The sequence below is a fragment of the Bacillus sp. FSL K6-1338 genome (assembly GCF_038006965.1).
Taxonomy (GTDB): Bacteria; Bacillota; Bacilli; order Bacillales; family Bacillaceae_G; genus Bacillus_A; species Bacillus_A thuringiensis_S.
The window spans coordinates 96,184-114,589 of sequence record NZ_JBBOWI010000003.1 but is presented as its reverse complement, the minus strand read 5'-3'; the positions used below and the strand labels follow the sequence as shown (position 1 = coordinate 114,589).

Sequence of the window (18,406 nt, the reverse complement as noted above, 5' to 3'; positions counted from 1 at the left end):
GTTTCTCCTATGAGCCTGCTACCTTGATATTGCCTGTAACAATATATGGACTTTCATAAAGGCGAGTTTTACTCATCCACAGTAGCGACACTAATTGTGTCAGTAAGCCTTTCGACTTACTTCCGATATAGACCCGTACCATCAGAGATTCGTCCGCACATACCATACTCTATTGGTTCATAGTGCATACTAACCATAGGTAATTTATAGACTTCCGGTTTATAGGTTACACCACCCACCTCTGAGTGACTTTCGTATCCTATAGGATTACGGTAACTCTCAACCGACTTCACCGAGCTTCATACAGTTCAGTTCTTGCTAACTTCACTGCATGTCGGAGTATTAAAGGAAGCCCTTCAAGGCGTTACCCTATCATTTGACTTCTTGGAATGACAGTTCACTGTTGAACTGTAAGTTCGACAATGCCTAAGCTTTTCACTTAGGAACGTGTCGCACCTCCTTCTGGATCGATAATCATTGCATGCGTATCTGCAAGTGACGTTTCACGAGCTAATTTCATTTTTAAAAGTAAACTTTTTCCGGAACCTGAGATCCCTGTTACACCAATGTTATAGTTTGGCGGGCGATAATCTGCATTACCAAATGAATTTAAAAATTCTACTTGCCCAGTAATTTTATTCTTTCCTATTGGTATGCCACCATTAAATCTCCCCGATCCTGATACAAATGGTGCAAACGTACATAACGCACGTCTATCGATATTTCGATAGGTATCTTGCAGTGTATTTGGTGCACCTAATGGCATAGTAGCTTTCAAACCACTCTTCACACGGTTCCAAGTACTTGCTATCTTAAAGTGAGATGCTTGCATTTCATCTTCAATATACTCACATAAAACGTCCAATTCTTTCTTTGATTCTGCGTAAGCAACACCCATTGTACTCACCATATAGGAGTCGTTTTCATTGAACTGGATTTCATCCATTAAATTGTTTGTATCTTGAATTTTTGCATCTAAGTCTTTTTCTTGGTCAATGTTTCCTCGTGTACGTTGGAAAGAAAGATTGGAACGTAACATCGTCAGCTGCATATCTAATGATCGCATTGCTTTAGCTTTTGGTTCTTTATGAATATCGATCATGACATCCACTTCCCCAGCCGAAGTTAACATGTTGAGCCAATTGGTTTGCATCATACGCGGGTACCCATCACGTGGAATATAAAACGGACGAAAGAACGTATTACTTCCTAAAGATTGTTTAATGACCCCATAATCTTCTGCATCAATTTTCATTCCTTCTGGAGCAATAACATCAAACACTGTTGTTTGATTGTCTAATTGCGTCGGTATTTCCTCTTCTTCCAACTCTTCCTCCTCTAGCTCCAATTCGTCCCTCTCTTCTGCTTCTATTTTTTTCTTTTCCTTTTTCTTTTTTCCGAACAACTTCATGTTTACGCCACCCCGTTATTTGATTTTTCTGCCTTTTCTTCCGCTAGCACTTTCTTCATTAACTCTAGTTTTCTTTCATTCGTTTCCCCTGTTGAATAGAGGGAGAAATTCTCGTTTTCAATTAAGTCCTGGAAACGAGCTTTTATAGCTTTACGACGGTTAAATGCTACATATAAAAGTTCTATTAATTTATCTTTCGTTAACATTTCTACATTAATTTTTGCTTTCGATAGTAGATTTCGAGATGCATTATAACGACGATATAGTTCGTTAAATGCCTTATCTACAATCTTTTCTTCTAACTCGTCCTCTGTATCAGCCGTAATTGTACTAATATCAACCTTGTATGGATAAATTAAATAACGTTTTTGTTCATATCGAGGTTGCGAACGTTGCCAGTACTCTAAATTATCAATAACTTCTTGACCATATAGAACCGTCTCTGGTGTAAGGTCCTTCGCACCTTTCATCGTTTCTGTCATTTTTCGTACAGGATCTGTTAAATCTACAAACTTACTTTGAATATATACTTTCGTATTAAACTCTAATGTGGTTAACCATGATTCAATTTTGATATCAATCGCTTCTTGTTCCATATTGGAAAGTAAATAATAGTTAACTGGATGTGCTTCCGCAATCAGGACAAATGTGTCATCATGATACCGAATCATATGATTATCGATTTCCTTAATGTCTTCTACAAAATTACGAAAGAAGTCAACATTATCCTCATCAATTTCCGGTTCAGCAGACATATTTTTTTTATTTTTCTTTCCAGCTTTTTCAGTAGTGTGTTTCTCTACTCCACCTTGCTTTTTCCCTTTTTTCTTAGAACCAAACAGCGGTTTTCCATTCATTTTCCGATAAAAGAAAAATCCTACAATGGCTATCGCCGCAAAATATATCATTTCTAACATTTACAGATTCTCCTTTGCCCATGTAGTTGGCTCGTACCCTTTTCTCCACTTACCTTTTTCGGAGCGGCTACGCATTTTAATAATTAAATACTTATCTAGATACATGTGTTGTTTTTCTTTATATATAAACGCAAACGCTATTACACTTACTACCGTTGGTAGTGCTAAAATTAAGCAAATAAAAAATGCTACTACCGCATCAATAGGTGCAAATAACCGCCATAAGAATGGTACATATAAATAAAGGGATGCCCCGCCACCCAATAGATAAATCAATTGGCGTTTGCTCAGCACACCTAATAGTGTTTTTTGCTCCGAAGTCATATCAACAGGAACAGTTACTTTTCTCATTCTTTTTCCTCCCTTGTATAAGAGAAGCTCTCCCCAAATCGAGGAGAGCTTGTACAAACTCTTATGTTAGATTGTCGTAACCCAAGCAGCGATATCGTAAGCTTTGATCATGACAAAGCCTCCAATTGCTGCGCAGGCTAAACCAATCATAGCTTGTGTACGGTTTTCAGGATTCTTCCCTTGTGCACCAGATAGTTTAATAGCTGCAAATACAACGCAAGCTGCCACCCATATTCCCCCAAAACCAATTAAGGTTTTCACCAAAGTGTTCATGCTTTTTTGGACGGTTTCAGCATTGGCACCACTGCCACTACCACCAAGCCCCTTCGTAAAGCTACTTTTTGCCAGTAAGAAATCTCCTACAGATGTTGTCATAAGTTTTGCAGACAACCAATTCAACATAATTCCTGCACCTCCAGGTGTTTTTGCTCGCAAAACGCAAAAAGACCTCAATACACGCACACGTCCCCTAAGGACATGGCGCATATTGAGGTCTTCTCTTATATGCGAACTGATTAATTTTATATTTTCATTGTAAAATCTTATTACTTTTATATTATAGCAATACGTTTTTATAAAAACAAGTCCTTGTTTACACCTTTATTTATACCCTCTTTGTTAGGATCGTACCATACTATAAGAATTAAAAAAATATTACCGTCCTTAAGACCTAAAGCATTCATATCTTCTTTCAGTGAGCAACATGATTCTATTTTATCCATTTTGGAATTTTATCTCTAAGGGTATTCGCTTCTTTTTTCTTATTCATTTTAATCTCTCCAACAACTTATTATGCTCCTTAATAAGAGTATACTACCTATTAAGGAGTGTCTAAGCCTTGTGTTTATCAAACTATTCATTAGAAACAAAAAACAGGTAATTGTGCGTTTTTCACAAGTACCTGTTTTTCACTACTTCTATCTACTCTTTGTTTCTTAAAATTTCATTAACCTTTTCGACACTTAATTCAGTGGCTTCCGCTATCTTCTCTATAGGTACACCTACTTTAATTAAATTATGAATCATTTCTATTCTAGCTTCTTTTGCAGCTTTTTCTTCTGCTGTCTCTATTTCTGATATTCTATCTTTTATTGCCTTCTCTCTCGCCTCATATAAGCGTAAAAAGTCTTTATCACTACTTAAACGCTCCCAATCCTCTATTGCCTTTTTCAAAACTGGATCTTTTTCCATCGCGATTCCCTCCAGGATTGTAGTTAATTTCTCATCTTCATATGCAGGAAATAATAATAGCCAACGTGCTAATATATCCTCCCATGGATCCATTCGATCTTCTTGCCATTCTCGAATTACTTTTGGAATCTCAAGAAAGTGCAATTGCATATTCTCTGAAATTATGTGCTCCGATTTTTTGTTCATGACTACACCGACATTATGAAAGTCCTCTTCTCCTGGAAACAGAATGAAATCCACTATATTAATACAAATAGTTGGTCTTAATTCTGTATACTTCATCCCCTGAGTCATTTGAGAATAATACATGCCAGCCCAGTAGAACAAAGATCGCTCAATCATGTCTTTTTTGTCGCGAACCTGTATCTCTATATTTAATTTTATACCATTATTCAGAGTAGCTCGCAAATCTAAAATAGACAATTTATCATCCTTTTGTTCCCTTGGAAGATGTGGATCATCTAAATGCAAAGAAATAATTTCCTCATCTAAAGAAGATTGTAATACCGCATTAAGAAAAGCAATGAGTATACCCTCGTTTCCTTCTACTCCAAACAAGCGCTTGAAAGCAAAATCAACTCGTAAATTTACTAGATTTTTTTTCATAGATGTATTCATATTCTTCTACCTTTCTTTTAGTGAATTTTTATCCTCTGTAGTAATTAGATATAAGAAAAAGATAGAATTACAAACTCTATCTTTTTCAATCTACCTATTTATGAAAATATCAACCTACTTTATTGTTTAATTACAACAAACCCTTGTACTAATATGCTTTTAAAACATTATATTTAAGACCCTTAAGAGAAAATAATTACAAGAAAGTTTTACACTAATGTATTTCCTTTAGGAATGCATACTATCTTAATTATTACAAGAAAGTTATGGACTATCCTACTAAAATAAATTATTAAAAATTTATACACTCCCACTTAATACTTGAGCATAAATAAAGAGTGTGTTCTGAAAAGGATCAAAACACACTCTTTATATTTTTTCTTGTAAAACAAAAGTTCAGAACAAAATGGGTTAACTTTCTATCTATATCCCTTTGTTTGTTTATAAATTCGATATTAATTTTCTTCTTCTCTTATTTATTCATCATGCTCACTATATCTCAATAAAAAAGCCGAAATCATAGATAGATTTCAGTTTATCCTTTTTATAAAAGAGTTATATTTATTTTAAACTCACGAATGAATTTTTTTGTTTTAAAAACGATGATTTATAATCCTTAGCCCACACTATCTTTTAGTTTGTTTGATTATGAGCCTTGATCAATTTTTCAACGTATTCTTTTATATCCCCTTCGCCTTCCCTTACAGCCACCTTTATACTTGCAGCCTCTTTTATTTTAGATAAAGTAACTACTTTATCTTTGAATTTTGTATTTAATAAATATCGAACTCTTCTTTTTTGAAAATCTTGTAAAGATTCTTCAACTGTGACAATGTAACTTTGTAATAAAGAATGATTTTTCTTTTTTTGACATTTCTGGTATACACCTAACATTTTCGTAACAGCTGCATACGTTTTTCTAATTAACTTGCCTCTATTTTTTTCATATCCATCCCAGTTATTAACTATTTTTTTTGCTTCTTCGATTAATATCAAATCTTCTCTATTGTAGCTTTCTACACTCTTTTTTTTTGAATACTTCCCCAAAACCTTAGGTGGTGAATGTTCCTCTAACCACGCTCTCTCATAATTGCTTAGCCACGCATATGCTGCTCTATTTAAATCACTTAATTTCGCTCTCGTATACGCTGGATATTTATTTCGTAATTGTATCCAATTATGCTTGTACTGAGCTGTTTTCTTTTCTCGAGCGACCTTCAAACTGTCTTCTCTCAATTTTTTAATTGAGACATTTTTACGATCCTTTAATATTTTTCGTATAGTCCGTGGTGTAAAACCCGTTTTCATAGCTATTTCTTTTTGTGTTAATCCACTAGATAAAAGTTTGCTAAACTCTACTTCCCATACGTGACCTTTTTGAATAATCCTATTATTAAAGAATGCAACTTCTAGGGGGTTTTGTTCCCATCCCCTAAGTCTATATATATAACCACAATCACACTCAAAATCCCCTTGAATTTCTCGATTCAATCCGTGAACACTGATTTTCACCTTATCTACACATTTTTGTAAATAATGATTCGATAGGGAATTCATGCATAACCATGGACCTTTTCCAAAGGGTTCATACAAATATTCATTTTCAAAAAATTTTTTTACTGAGCCACACAAACATCGCATAACCAAAATATGCCTAATGGGATGACAAAATTGTATACTACCCTTCCCCAGAATATAATTTCCCCATGATGATCTTTCATCTATGTCAAATGAAGATTCTAACATCCTTAATAGGGTTTGCGAATAATGATCTTGAAGTAACTCCCTTAAGCGCTGATGTCTTTTTAAAGCGGGGTATCCAATCCCTTTAACCTTCAAAAGTGTCTCATATTTCTCAACGTAATAATCTTTTGAAAAAGACGAAAAATTTTTATCCAGCAAATATTTTACATCTTCTGCAATTCCTATTAATTCATCCACAAGTTCACTTTCCATGAATACTTCAATGCTGTTACTATCCTTTAGATTTGGATAGATAAAATTATGAGACCGAAAAGTCGTAATATTAACCGGATGTTTCTTTAGAGGTAATTGATGTTTAATGCATACAAAAACTCCTGGAACCTGATGTACTCTATTCCAATAACCTTCACCATAAAGTTGATATTGTTCCTTTACGCATACAGAGCAATAATATAAATGCTCTTTTGACTTTATATTCCCTTTTTTCAAACTAAATAAACTCTGATAAACTTTTGAAGAGATTCCTATGCTTAATTGTTCGTACCATTCTTTTGTTTTAAATGGTCTTATAAGTGGAATCAGTGAATGCCTTTCTATAAAATACTTTTCAGTAAACACATCTGAAAACACCTGTAAATTATCAACTAAATATTTTAATTCACCAATGGATTCAATCCCGAGGAAACAGCCACTTTTATTAAACAACTTCTTCATAGTATGCTTTTTTGATAAATCTGGACTTCGAATATGATATCTAGAGACTATACTATAAAACAATTCATCCTCATACGGTACAGGAAAATAATCAAGCATTTTACATCACCTTGATTCTTTATAATTAAATTCTTTTAAAGGGTCCTTAATATATCCTTCACCATTGAGAGCCTCATACGCAGACTTTCTATTCTTTTTACCTTCATCAATGATACACTTTAATTTATTTCTATCCTCTACTACAACTTGTTTCTTTTTGTTCTCTTTATCCTTAATATATTGTAAAGCTTCTTTCATCAACTCACTAATTTTAGAGTTAGGTGATTTATTTAATACATATTTCGTTGCTCTTTCTGCATCCTTCTCGTTTATATCTAAGTTTATAAGGGAAATAATCAATTTCTCTACCTTTGTTGGTTCTATTTTCTGGCGCTCTTGTGCGATTTTTTCTTTTTTATCTTGGAGTTTAGCTCTCATATCAATTACTGGAAGTTTATTAAATATATAATCTTGTATATCTAACGATACAATATCTTCATATTTTGCAATCTCTGTTTCACAACCAGATTTAAGAGCTTGAAGCATAGGTTGAACAAGTCTTAAATCTTCTTTACCAACTTTTCTGATTAGTTCTGATGAAATTTTTTCAATGCCCGTTTCAATCGCTCGCCCCTGTGCTAGTAAAAACAACTTTATAGCTATATCAGTAATACCCTCGCTTTCCTCGTAAATAACATCTAATAAACCTTGATTTAGTTCCACATGTTGCTTTGTCCACTGATAATCCCACATACTTGTAATTAAAACTTCCCAATCTTCTTTATTACTCATTTGTTGCCAGACCATGTCTCCTTGTCCACTACCACGACGTGCTTGTCTAAAATCTTTTTGTAAAAGGCTCCTAGCTCTCATGGTTCCAATTATCATTACCGGAATTCCAATTTCATTAATAAGAGTAACAAAAAAATTCATCATTTTCTCTGAGGCATCCCCTGTCGCTGCCAACAGATGTTGAATTTCATCTATGATCAATGCACCAACACAATGTAATCTAGAAATTTGCCCCATCCTAGTTACCATTGAACTTATAGAATTAGAGGATTTCCCATAACTTTCGAGATAGTTTGTACCAATTAATTGATCTATCTTGTCAAAGAAGTTTTGACATAATGACTTTAACGACCCATCATGTGGGCAATTTAATTTTAACCAAACAATTTGAAGCGTATTGAGGGGATATCTATGAATAATAAGTTGAGGATATAATGAAAGTATTCGTTCTATAGCTGTTGATTTTCCAATTCCAGAGAAACCCATTAATGTGAAACTAGATGCAGTAGCCCGTATATCCGCCGGCAGACTTAAATTATTTCTTTCTACTAATTGATGATGTAATTCATTTAGTACTTGAACATGTTGCTTTTGAAGAGGATTCCGATTCACATATCCATAGCGTAAAAATCTTGAAAAACGTCTTTCCAAGTCTAATGTTTGAGAGATTGGTTGAAAAAAACGAGTTAAACGTAATAAAGCATGAAATCGATGATGATCTGATAAATTTCTTTCTTTTTCATGATAATTGGGTAAAAAGCTAAGTTGATCAAAAGCTTCTTCATATGACAATATGCCAGGTAAAGCTTCTATCAACGGATTCCCCTGATAATCAACTAATTGCTGTTGTTGATAATGAGCTAGAACAGCGTATGTCCCATTATCTAACTGTATTTCTCTTAGATTGTCACTCATGCTTATGCCCCCTCCTTTTATTGAATAATTCTTTAACTGAGCGACGCTTGAATTCATCTTCTTGTTGTTTGTCCAAATGAATAACCTCTGGTAGAGCCTCTTCTTCATTGTTATCAAGTTTAAATACTTCCTTAGTTCTTCGCATTTTTCTCTCCAATTGGGTATGATGCTTAATGTCTTTAATTTTCTTTTTCTTTGTTACATGCTTTGTTTGTTTTTTGCTTGCTTCCTTAACAGCTTCTTTAACAATAGATTGAATATTATCAAAAAAGTTAATTTCATTTTGTAGTAATATATGTTCTTCTTCTTTGTAACCTTTACTTTCTAAGCTATTTAACTGTCTAACCTCCTCTAAGGCTTTATCTTGATACCGCTCTTGATGTTTTAATAAATAGCAGTTTTCAAATATCTTTTCATCCTTTGTATGAATATAAATATTATTCATATTTCGAGGATCATAAGAAACATCCACTTTCCAACTTTTCTTTGTTCTTGCTGTAGCAAACCATGATTGTTGTATTGCCGTGTCACAGCTATACAACATTTTTTCAAATCTGATTCCTTTTGCAGTGACTGTAGCAACACCTCTCGGCATTAAATAAAATTTCATGATATCAGGATGAATGACTCGTAATTTCCCAGAGCGATTTTTTATTCCCCATTTCCACAATTCAATTGGTGTTGGTTTTACATTATCAACTATCATATCTTTGTCCCGTATATAATTCTTCATATAAAAATTTTTATTGTAATGCAGAATAAAATTGATAATAATTTTTGTATATTGTTCTATATCGAGTTTCGCCTCTAAACGTGGATCTTTTGCCCCCCTTTCACCCCAATCTTTTGAAACATATCCAGGTAAAAAGGGGCGTATTGTTTCTTGAGATGTATCAAATAATTTTTCTACAATTCCTTTCCAGTCTGGACGAAAAGATGGATTATTTTCCACTGTAATATTAAGCCCTTGTATCAAATGATTTACATTATATCCTTCTAACTCTCCGCGATCTCCTAAAATAATCTCTGGTAGATGTGCTGCTGGCCAACAATTATCTGTAATATTAATACCATAATCCGCACAAAAGTCCTTTTTATAAACTGTAGAATTCAAAAGTGCCATCATCATTCCAGTCCATGAGGGACCTTCAATCCCAATATAAAAACCAGTAATTAAATGGGTAAAGACATCCGTTACATAGTATATAGTTGGTCTCTTCAATACCCAATCAGAATTATAACGAGAAACTATATATACGTTAGCGATTGTCGCATCAATTTGATATCTGGATCCTGGTCCAAAAACTTCAAAAGAAGACGAACCTAAAACGGCCCTATGATCTCTTTCGAATTTCTTTCTCCCATGCTTAGCTGACGTAATTTCTTCAACTCCATATTCTTTATGAAACCAATAATAAAACTGTCGAAAAGTAGGAACGGTATCTGCGTCTTCAATCACAATATACTTTCTTCCATCTTGATAACGAATGCTTGCCTGAAAAGCATCCCTAATCATCATTTTGTATGTAAATGTCAGTGTATTTTCTGGATTTGTAAAATAATAATTTTGTATAGCTTTCTTGAATATTTCTTTTAATTCCGATGTAATATTGATTCCCGTGCTATTTGTCATTCTCGGTCTACCCGTCTTATTTCCGCTCCAATTCTTCGACTTCCCCTTATTACCGCAATTTTTAAAATCAGGAAGTAAGCTATCTCTGACCTTTCCTCTTTGCCAATACCGCTTTAAATATTTGTAAATCGTTTGCTTTGAGCAACCAAAATTCCCTCTCATTTGTCTAATTAACGTACCTCTTTTATCTCTTTTATAAATGTTAGGTTCTTGAATTATTAAATCTTGTATAATATTCCATGCCTTATCTCTCATAAGGATATCTTTTTCTGTCAATTCTTGATGATTTACAACTGGAAATACTTCATCATTGCTTACTTTCATATACTGTCCATTCGAAAAGCCTTCTTGAAGACTTTTCAGTGTATCTACAAAAGGCATAGCTTTTTCATCATACACATCGATTAAATATGTAATAACATTACTTTCATCTATCCAGAGTAATCTGTATATCTTTGAATCATCAATTGATTTAAATATTTCATTAACTGATAGCGTAATCAAAATTCTCATCGCCTCTTTCACTAAAAGCTAGTTCGCTTATACTTAAACCTCGCATATTTAATTTTTGCGTATTGATATCTACAAAAATTAACTTTCTAGCTAATAAATGTTTAAAATAATTAATTGACGCACCTTGTTCCAAATTATACTGTTCTTCAAACTCATTGCAGCTTTCTATAAGGCTCTTATCCACATTTTGAAATGTCATTAAGTAACTAAAAAAGAATTTTACAAAAGTTTCATCTTCAATTTCCTCGAGATAATAGTGCTTATGAATCCACGAAATATTATGACATGTTATATCAGGAAAATCCTTTTCTGTTACAACTCCCCAATCGATTCCTTTCCTTTCCCAATATTCTCTTTCTATCTCAAACTTTTCAATTACTCTTTCATTTTCTAATTCACTACTAGGTTTTATAGTCCTAGCAATATATTTAATTTCTTTTCCGTCACGAACCGTCAGGAAAAAATCTGTTGTCAGAACTATTAACGTTTCAGTTCCTTTACAAATAGGATGATGTATCCCTTTCTCTCCAGCAATTTTATATGTCAATTCTCGATTTAATGGAAATTGTTCACGAATATCAATAACTTCTTCTATCCATTCTAATATAAAAAAATAATCCCTCTCTAAATCTGATAAAAACTCATGTCTCCTATTAGTTTTCCATCCCATTAAACGAGAGCTATTACCCGTTGAAGATACATTTTGTATCGTTAACCAGGGTTTATAGTTATTTAATTCACCTTGTCCTCTGCCTTCTTTTATATACTTCTCTATTTTCTTTTCCGTCCAATCATTTTTACGCTTTGCCATTTATATATCCCCTCTTAAAAAATTTTTATTATTTACATTATCGGATATTTTTATGCGTACAATACATATTCTCATTTATAAAAAAATGGATATCTTTTATAAAATATCCGTTTCACTCTTAGTGTTGATATAGATTTTGTAATACTTGTTTTAACTCTGGTTTAATTGCAATAATAGAACGCACTGTTCTTACTTGTTGTTCTGCATCTTCTGTATTAGAAGCATGACCTAATTCTAATAATAATCCTGTAGCAACTGTACCTGTACGATTACGTCCGCCAGAACAATGGAAAAATACTTTTTTATCTTGTTCAACAGCTTCCCTGACCGCTGCAATTGCATTTCTTACTGATTCATCTTGTCCTTCTACACCTTCTACGATTGAATAAGCATGACGTTTAGTTCCAGCCGGAAACCCTTTTGGTTCTTCTCCTCCAGCACGTAAATCAAACACCTCTGTAATCCCGTGCTTTTTTACTGCGTCTTGTATAGCGTCTACTCCACCAATATATACTTTTCCTTTTACGAGTTCGTGATAGTTAGTCATGTTTGTTAATCTTCTTCAATTAATACTTTGCAGCAATTCGATTCGCCACCTATTACAAGTCCTGCACCTTGTTGATCTTCTGCATAGTCTAGTGTCAATGTATTTACAATATCAACGACCTTTGGATCCATGGCAACTTCAATACCATTTACTGTTTCTGTTACATCATTTTCTTGCGCTTCTCCTAAATTAATACCGTAGCTTGGTCCACAGCATCCAGCACCCTCAAATGTAAAACGTAGTGTTGAAACACCGTTTTCTTTCATAGTAGTTTCAATAAAACAATGCTGTAAACATTTATTTTTATAATAAAAGAAAAACTCGTATCTAAAAAAGTTTGTGCAAAATACGAGTTATATTTGTTACTAATTAATTGTTTTTATAAAAAAATTTATTAAATTTTTTTCATACCTTGAACTTCTAAACAATTAACCTATTATTCGAAATATAATTCTTCAACTACTTTAGATTCGTTTAACATTTGATATAAAATAGAAATATTACCCTTGGAGCAATACGCCCATTCACGACTTTCTGAAAACGTAAAATACAAATACCTTTTAGCTCTAGATAAACCTACAAAAAATGTACAAGTATCCTCCTGTTGTTGTTGAGAAAAGCTCCAAAAAGCATTATCATCAAATCCTACAAAAAATACCGCTTCATATTCCAATCCCTTACTTTTATGAATGGTCATAATTGGAATAGAGTTTTTCCCTTCAAAAATATCAATAGCAAGTAACCAATCTTTTGTTTCTTGAAAATAGTTGTATAAATGATATTCAACATCTTCCTTCAATTTGTTAATATATTCACCTTGAGAATACTGAGGATAGTATTTTCGTATTTGATTTAAATCGAAAAAATTAAGTATTTCTATAACCAGCTCCCTCAATTCTTCTACATGGGCTACTGAAGATATTTTTTTCTTTACAAGCTTCAAAAACTCTTTCAGTTCCCTTCTTAAATTATCATAAGAATATTCATTTTTAGATCCTTGTATTCCTTCAAAGATAATTTTAGAGTTCCAAACCAAAAGCCAGGCATCGCTATTATAAATATCTAAGGCCGCTTTTAATACATTAAGAATAAGATTTACTACATCTTCCTTTAACAAGTCTTGAAATACAGTTTCATTTCTAGCCTTAATATTCAATGGTTTTAGTTCTTCAATTATTGATGTTGCATATTTGTCAACTGTTTGTTTTACAATTATGCAAATCTCATTAGGAGTAGCTCTATGAGTCTGTATTAGTTCCTTAATTTTCGAAACTATTATTTTCGTCTCGATTTTATAATCTGAAAAATACCATATTTCTGCTATACCATCATCTTTAGACCATTTTGGATTAGGTACCGGTGTAAATGGATTATCCTGTAAATAATTATTTACAATCTTCTGTATTTCTAATAATCTGGGTGCCGATCTATGATTCATTTCTAAAGAATATTCTCTAGCTTTAAAATCTTGTTTATAACACTCAAAAATATCTTGTTTTGCACCAGCCCAAATCATTATTCTTTGTCTATTATCTCCTACTGCTGTAATAAAAGTATGAGTGTTAAAAAAGCAAACCTTTACAAGTTCATACTGTAATGCTGTAGTATCTTGAAATTCATCTAAAAATACATTACTATACGTCTCCCTTAAGGACATAAGAATATATGGATTATTTTCTAGAATATGAATTGCTAAACGAGTAATCATCGGAAAGCTCAAAGTAGCTTTATGGTTTTCATCTCCTTTTAATAACAGATGCCATACATTTTTTATTAAATCATTTTTTTCATTCGCCAACCTCCCACTTACTAAACGATTAAGGAGAATTTTTTTTGTCTCTTTATCATTAATATACATATTAAACTTATTAAAAGCCCTTACAATTGCATTTTGCTGCCTATCAACTATTTCATAATCAGGGTTAGGTCTATATTCTTCTGGTAGTGCATTTAAAAATCTATCTAATATACTTTTAGCAAACGAATCAAATGTCTGAGATGTAAATCTATTCATCAATTCATTAGATACCCTTAAACCAACTCGCTCTTTCAAATTAGATGCTGCATCTTTTTTAAAACTAATTGCTAAAATTTTTTTAGGATTGGTACAGTTATTAGTCTGTAATAAATAGCTTGCTTTTTGAGCAAGCAACTCTGTTTTCCCTGCACCTGGTCCTGCGACTACTAATAAATTTTTCAAATCCTTTACAGCTTTTAAAGCTTGATTCTCTAAGATTAACCCATCACTTGGATGCCATTCTTCAATAGAATTTCTCATCTCTTTCATTCCCTTATAAGAATAGTTTTTGCTTTTTCACATAATCTTTGAATTACTACAGGCATATCTTCCTTTAATTTTTCATCTTCAATGTAATTTACGGCTTGTAAATGTGTTACGGGTTTCCCTCTTGTTAAGAAGAAGTAATTATACCAAACCATTAATTCTTTTTGAGTATCAGTATATGTTTCCCCACTTCCCCCTTTTTCCTTGAGAGTCCGTTTAATACTTTCTTTGATTCGTTCTTTATATACTTCTAATTTTTTTTCTTCACTAGTTAGGTTATGGAGTCGTTTCTGTTTTTCACCTTCCCTTATTTTAATAAGCGGACCTTCCCCTTCATTTAATGTCATTAAATAATGTGCTAAAAATTTCTCAATCATTAAAAAGTCTATATCTAAAGGACTAGAAAAATATATATTATAATTTTCAAGAAATCTGCCCCAGTTCCCTAAATTCTCAACTTTTGCTTTCGAATCCAATTTCCACTTATGCATATTTTCTAAACGATCATCTGATAAAACTGCGCCTCCTTTTAGTTCTAGAAGGGATTCTTTCTTAGCTCCAATTTCAATTAATTGTTTCAGAGCATATTTAATTCTTCCCCAACCTCCTCCTTCTCTCTCTCTATCTAAATCTAATAATGTAATAAACGGAATATCCAATTGACTTAACAACTTCCAAAAGTGATTTACATGTCGACCACCTAAAGGTACAACAGAAATACCTACGGAATCTAATTCATCTGTATATAGACGTAAAAATTTAGGTAAAAGTATTTCTTCACTATCACCTTCACCTAAAATTACTAATGAAGAGAAATAAAGTTCTGGGTAAGCTTTAACAGCCTCCTTGACATATTTATATGCCACATCTTGTTTGTCTGGTAAGGTAATTTCTTTTACGATAGTAGTGCAATTTTCCCTGTTAATTCTCAAATGTCTAATTTCAGTCGGCTCTATTCTTTGAATTATAGTCGGGTTATGAGAAGTAATTAGAATTTGAGCATTGTTATGACTTTGTATACTTTTAAGATTTTTAATAACTTTACCTAATAAATGCGGACTAACATGATTTTCTGGTTCTTCAACTAAAACTAATGTTAGTGCAGGAGGATCGACATTCAAAATCCTTTCTCCCTCCACAACTTTTCTTTTTATTTCATCTATTGCTTCATTTTCTAACTCTAAAAGGGAGTCGATTAAAGTTAAATAAAATAGGGACTGTAACCCATCACCTAATTCATTAACTTTAAATGCTTTTTCAGTATGTGATGGAGTAAATTCTACATCTAATTTTTTTAAAATTGTATCTAAATCACTACTACCAAATTTTATATTGGCCTCTTTATATCTAGAGTCATTATGATAATTTTTCCATTGGGAGGAAATTATTCTTTTTATTGTAGCAATACCTTGTTGATTAGCAACCTGCATATCTAGTGCCTCTATTTTTTCATTAACCAATGTTTTATCTGTTTCTTTCCAATTAATTTGTTTTAAAATTCTCCATAGAATTGTACCCGTAGCGTTTTTTAATTGTTCTGTAGGGTTTCTTACAGCGGGTATGTAAATAACTTTTATTTTCGATTTATCATGCATTGATAACGGTTTAAGATTGTTACTTCCATCTTCCTTTTTTTGTGTTACATAATAAAATTTATAGTCAATAATCCCTTCTGGATCACTTCCTCTTTCCCAACTAGCTTCTAGGCGCATAGCAATATAAGGTTTACCACCTTCTTTGTTTACTACAAAGTTTTCATAGTATATTGGGATTGCATAACTATCTGCCTTTTCGTCTTCTTTAAAGAATTCAAAGTGTGCTTCTATAGATAAATTGTTTTTTTCTATCTCTTCAGGTGATTGATTAAAAGGAACGTGAAAATCAGCTTTTTTTATTTTACTATCTCCAAACAGTTTTTGAAGCGCACTAAGGACTGCTGTTTTACCTGCACTATTATGCCCTATGAATGCCGTTAAATCTGTAATATTAATAGTAGTAGATTTCGGTCCAAAACTACGGTAATTATTCAATATCAATTGGGTCAATTTCATAAGAATCTCCTTTTAAAAAATATTTTTATTAAATATAAAATATGCTACTTTTACTCACACTTCCATTATAAAACAAAAACCAACACTTGGAGTATCAAGGTTGGTTTTTTTATCCATTTAATTAAATATTGTAATCCTCCAAAAAATGTTTTACACTATGTTCGCCTATCCAATACTTTATAATTTGAATTTATTTATTCTACAGATAATAATTTTCCCATTTTCATCACATCTACACGCTCGCCGTCCATTATTGCGTTAATTTTTTATTAAATAAAAAAGGAACAACACTGCTACCTCAAATATTAGTTCTTTTAAGTATTGAAATCAGCGTAATTTATATATTTCCCCTATAATATTACTATGTCAGACATTTTTATACTTAAAATGACTTCTTATCCATTATAATTCTAGGGGGATACATAGTGACCAAAATTAAACTCGACTTTTTTGAAGAACTAATCTCATCACACAATACAGGCTTAATTGTAGGAAATGGATTCAGTATGAACTTTGATAGCTGTTTTAGCAATATTTATGGCTGTTTAAAAGAAGGAAGCTATGCTTTATCTAAAAATGGTGTATTTTCCATTTCACCAGGTGCTAAACCTCATACTAAAGCAATAATTAAGGAAAATTATAATAATGTATTAAGGTATGTTCGTACCCTTAATCAAAAACAATTAGAGGAAATTTTTAAAGATGCTATAGCCTTTGCAGGATTTATTACAACAAACTCAACTATTTGGGATTTTTTAAATCAAAATAAACATTTAAATCGATTAAAAGTTGGACCAGATATGCTAGAAATTACAGAAAATATCTATAGAATTGGTATTACTAAAGGATTTCAATTTGTTAATATTGAAAATTGGCCAATACTTATATGGTTATTTCACTTGATTGAAGACCTAGCTGAATTTAAAAATTATAATCAGCAGAATAACCGTTTCATTACCCTCCTTAAAATAGGTGGACGAAAAAGCATATCGCCGCCTAACTCAGCAGGAGATGTAATCGTAAAAACAAAATTTAATGGTTTTGCAATTTACTATCGTTTGCTTATGTTAACTATCATCTTTGGAAACGGAAAAGCAGTTGATTTAAAAAAAGCAGAGTATGTAGAAAAAGTTAATCGACACTCGTTGACATGCTGGTTACAAGAATTCAAAGAGCTGTTCAGCTTAAATTATGATCTACTTCTGGAACAAATCGGTCATCGACCTGTAACTTATCTACATGGGCATTTCCGAAATAATGCAGCAGGGTTTTCGTATTTTCAGTCATACTCTATGAGATATGGTGATAAACAATATTATACCAACGATATTATATTAGGTGACTACGCTACTACGAAGGTATTAGATCAACTCATACATTCCCTAGCAATGAAAGATATCGCCTTTGAACAACCACGAGTTGATCCATTAAAAGAATTAACATTAAAAATGAATGAATCCAAAATAAATCATATTGTATTTTTTGGTATGCATCCAGAAAATGATTACCACATTTTAAGTGGAATATACCATAATTTTTTAACGACTAAACTAGATACTCCCATGATTACATATTGCTACTTTAATGAACAGGAGATAGAGGATTTCACTTACACTTTCTATAAGATTACCGATTCAATTTACAGAAATAAAAATTTAATTCCTCTGCATTTTGTTGACTCTAAAGAAGTTATTAATCGATATTTTGTGTAAATATATATATCAATCTATGTTATAACTGGTAACTGTTTAGAAAATAATAAAAAGATGTTTTGAACAAATTACCTAAAAATGTCCAAAGATCCTAAGTGTTTTAATTATATGTTTGTAAATAAAGTAACCATCTATCTAGCTATCATGCATAATAGCTAGATAGATGGTTACTAAGGTTGTTTAAATACAGACACTTACTTTCA

General features: G+C 32.3%; 14 protein-coding genes and 1 pseudogene. 1 reads left to right on the top strand and 14 read right to left on the bottom strand.

Annotated features, from left to right (window positions below; translation table 11 throughout):
* Positions 1–457 precede the first annotated feature (457 nt).
* The 14 genes and pseudogenes from NZ044_RS29900 to NZ044_RS29835 all read right to left on the bottom strand — a co-directional run.
* Positions 458–1,411: pseudogene (locus tag NZ044_RS29900) on the bottom strand (hypothetical protein); the annotation flags it as partial.
* 2 nt (positions 1,412–1,413) lie between these two features.
* Positions 1,414–2,328, bottom strand: a complete 915-nt coding sequence (locus tag NZ044_RS29895; RefSeq protein ID WP_061662886.1) for a hypothetical protein — start codon at positions 2,326–2,328, stop codon at positions 1,414–1,416.
* Positions 2,329–2,679, bottom strand: a complete 351-nt coding sequence (locus NZ044_RS29890) for a PrgI family protein (RefSeq protein ID WP_001233534.1) — start codon at positions 2,677–2,679, stop codon at positions 2,329–2,331. It lies immediately after the preceding gene.
* A 66-nt stretch (positions 2,680–2,745) separates the two neighbouring features.
* Positions 2,746–3,165 carry a hypothetical protein gene (locus NZ044_RS29885; protein WP_016083212.1) on the bottom strand — a complete coding sequence of 140 codons (420 nt, stop codon included), beginning with the start codon at positions 3,163–3,165 and terminating at the stop codon, positions 2,746–2,748.
* A gap of 86 nt (positions 3,166–3,251) precedes the next feature.
* Entirely contained in the window at positions 3,252–3,401 is a 150-nt protein-coding gene (locus NZ044_RS29880; RefSeq protein ID WP_375231570.1) for a hypothetical protein, read from the bottom strand.
* Positions 3,402–3,600: 199 nt separating this feature from the next.
* A complete protein-coding gene (locus tag NZ044_RS29875) occupies positions 3,601–4,488 on the bottom strand; it encodes an Rpn family recombination-promoting nuclease/putative transposase (protein WP_061662887.1) in 888 nt (295 codons plus the stop codon).
* Positions 4,489–5,121: 633 nt separating this feature from the next.
* Entirely contained in the window at positions 5,122–7,005 is a 1,884-nt protein-coding gene (locus tag NZ044_RS29870) for a TnsD family Tn7-like transposition protein (RefSeq protein ID WP_340950060.1), read from the bottom strand.
* Positions 7,006–7,011: 6 nt separating this feature from the next.
* Entirely contained in the window at positions 7,012–8,652 is a 1,641-nt protein-coding gene (locus tag NZ044_RS29865; RefSeq protein WP_340950061.1) for an ATP-binding protein, read from the bottom strand.
* Positions 8,645–10,789, bottom strand: coding sequence for a Mu transposase C-terminal domain-containing protein (locus tag NZ044_RS29860; RefSeq protein WP_440032823.1), 2,145 nt, complete (start codon positions 10,787–10,789; stop codon positions 8,645–8,647). Before NZ044_RS29860 ends, NZ044_RS29865 begins: the two co-directional genes overlap by 8 nt.
* Positions 10,770–11,609, bottom strand: coding sequence for a TnsA endonuclease N-terminal domain-containing protein (locus NZ044_RS29855; RefSeq protein WP_340950062.1), 840 nt, complete (start codon positions 11,607–11,609; stop codon positions 10,770–10,772). The genes NZ044_RS29860 and NZ044_RS29855 overlap by 20 nt, the downstream gene beginning before the upstream one ends.
* A 118-nt stretch (positions 11,610–11,727) precedes the next feature.
* On the bottom strand, positions 11,728–12,156 hold the full coding sequence (locus NZ044_RS29850) for a protein-tyrosine phosphatase family protein (RefSeq protein ID WP_340950063.1): 429 nt from the start codon (positions 12,154–12,156) through the stop codon (positions 11,728–11,730).
* Positions 12,157–12,161: 5 nt separating this feature from the next.
* On the bottom strand, positions 12,162–12,422 hold the full coding sequence (locus tag NZ044_RS29845) for an adhesin (protein ID WP_340950064.1): 261 nt from the start codon (positions 12,420–12,422) through the stop codon (positions 12,162–12,164).
* A gap of 170 nt (positions 12,423–12,592) precedes the next feature.
* On the bottom strand, positions 12,593–14,443 hold the full coding sequence (locus NZ044_RS29840; RefSeq protein WP_340950065.1) for an ATP-dependent helicase: 1,851 nt from the start codon (positions 14,441–14,443) through the stop codon (positions 12,593–12,595).
* The gene (locus NZ044_RS29835) at positions 14,440–16,491 is read right to left on the bottom strand and encodes an ATP-dependent nuclease (RefSeq protein ID WP_340950066.1); all 2,052 of its coding nucleotides are present in this window, start codon (positions 16,489–16,491) and stop codon (positions 14,440–14,442) included. Before NZ044_RS29835 ends, NZ044_RS29840 begins: the two co-directional genes overlap by 4 nt.
* 425 nt (positions 16,492–16,916) lie before the next feature.
* On the opposite strand from NZ044_RS29835, the gene NZ044_RS29830 reads away from it, so the two are divergent.
* The gene (locus NZ044_RS29830; RefSeq protein WP_340950067.1) at positions 16,917–18,203 is read left to right on the top strand and encodes a hypothetical protein; all 1,287 of its coding nucleotides are present in this window, start codon (positions 16,917–16,919) and stop codon (positions 18,201–18,203) included.
* Positions 18,204–18,406: the final 203 nt, after the last annotated feature.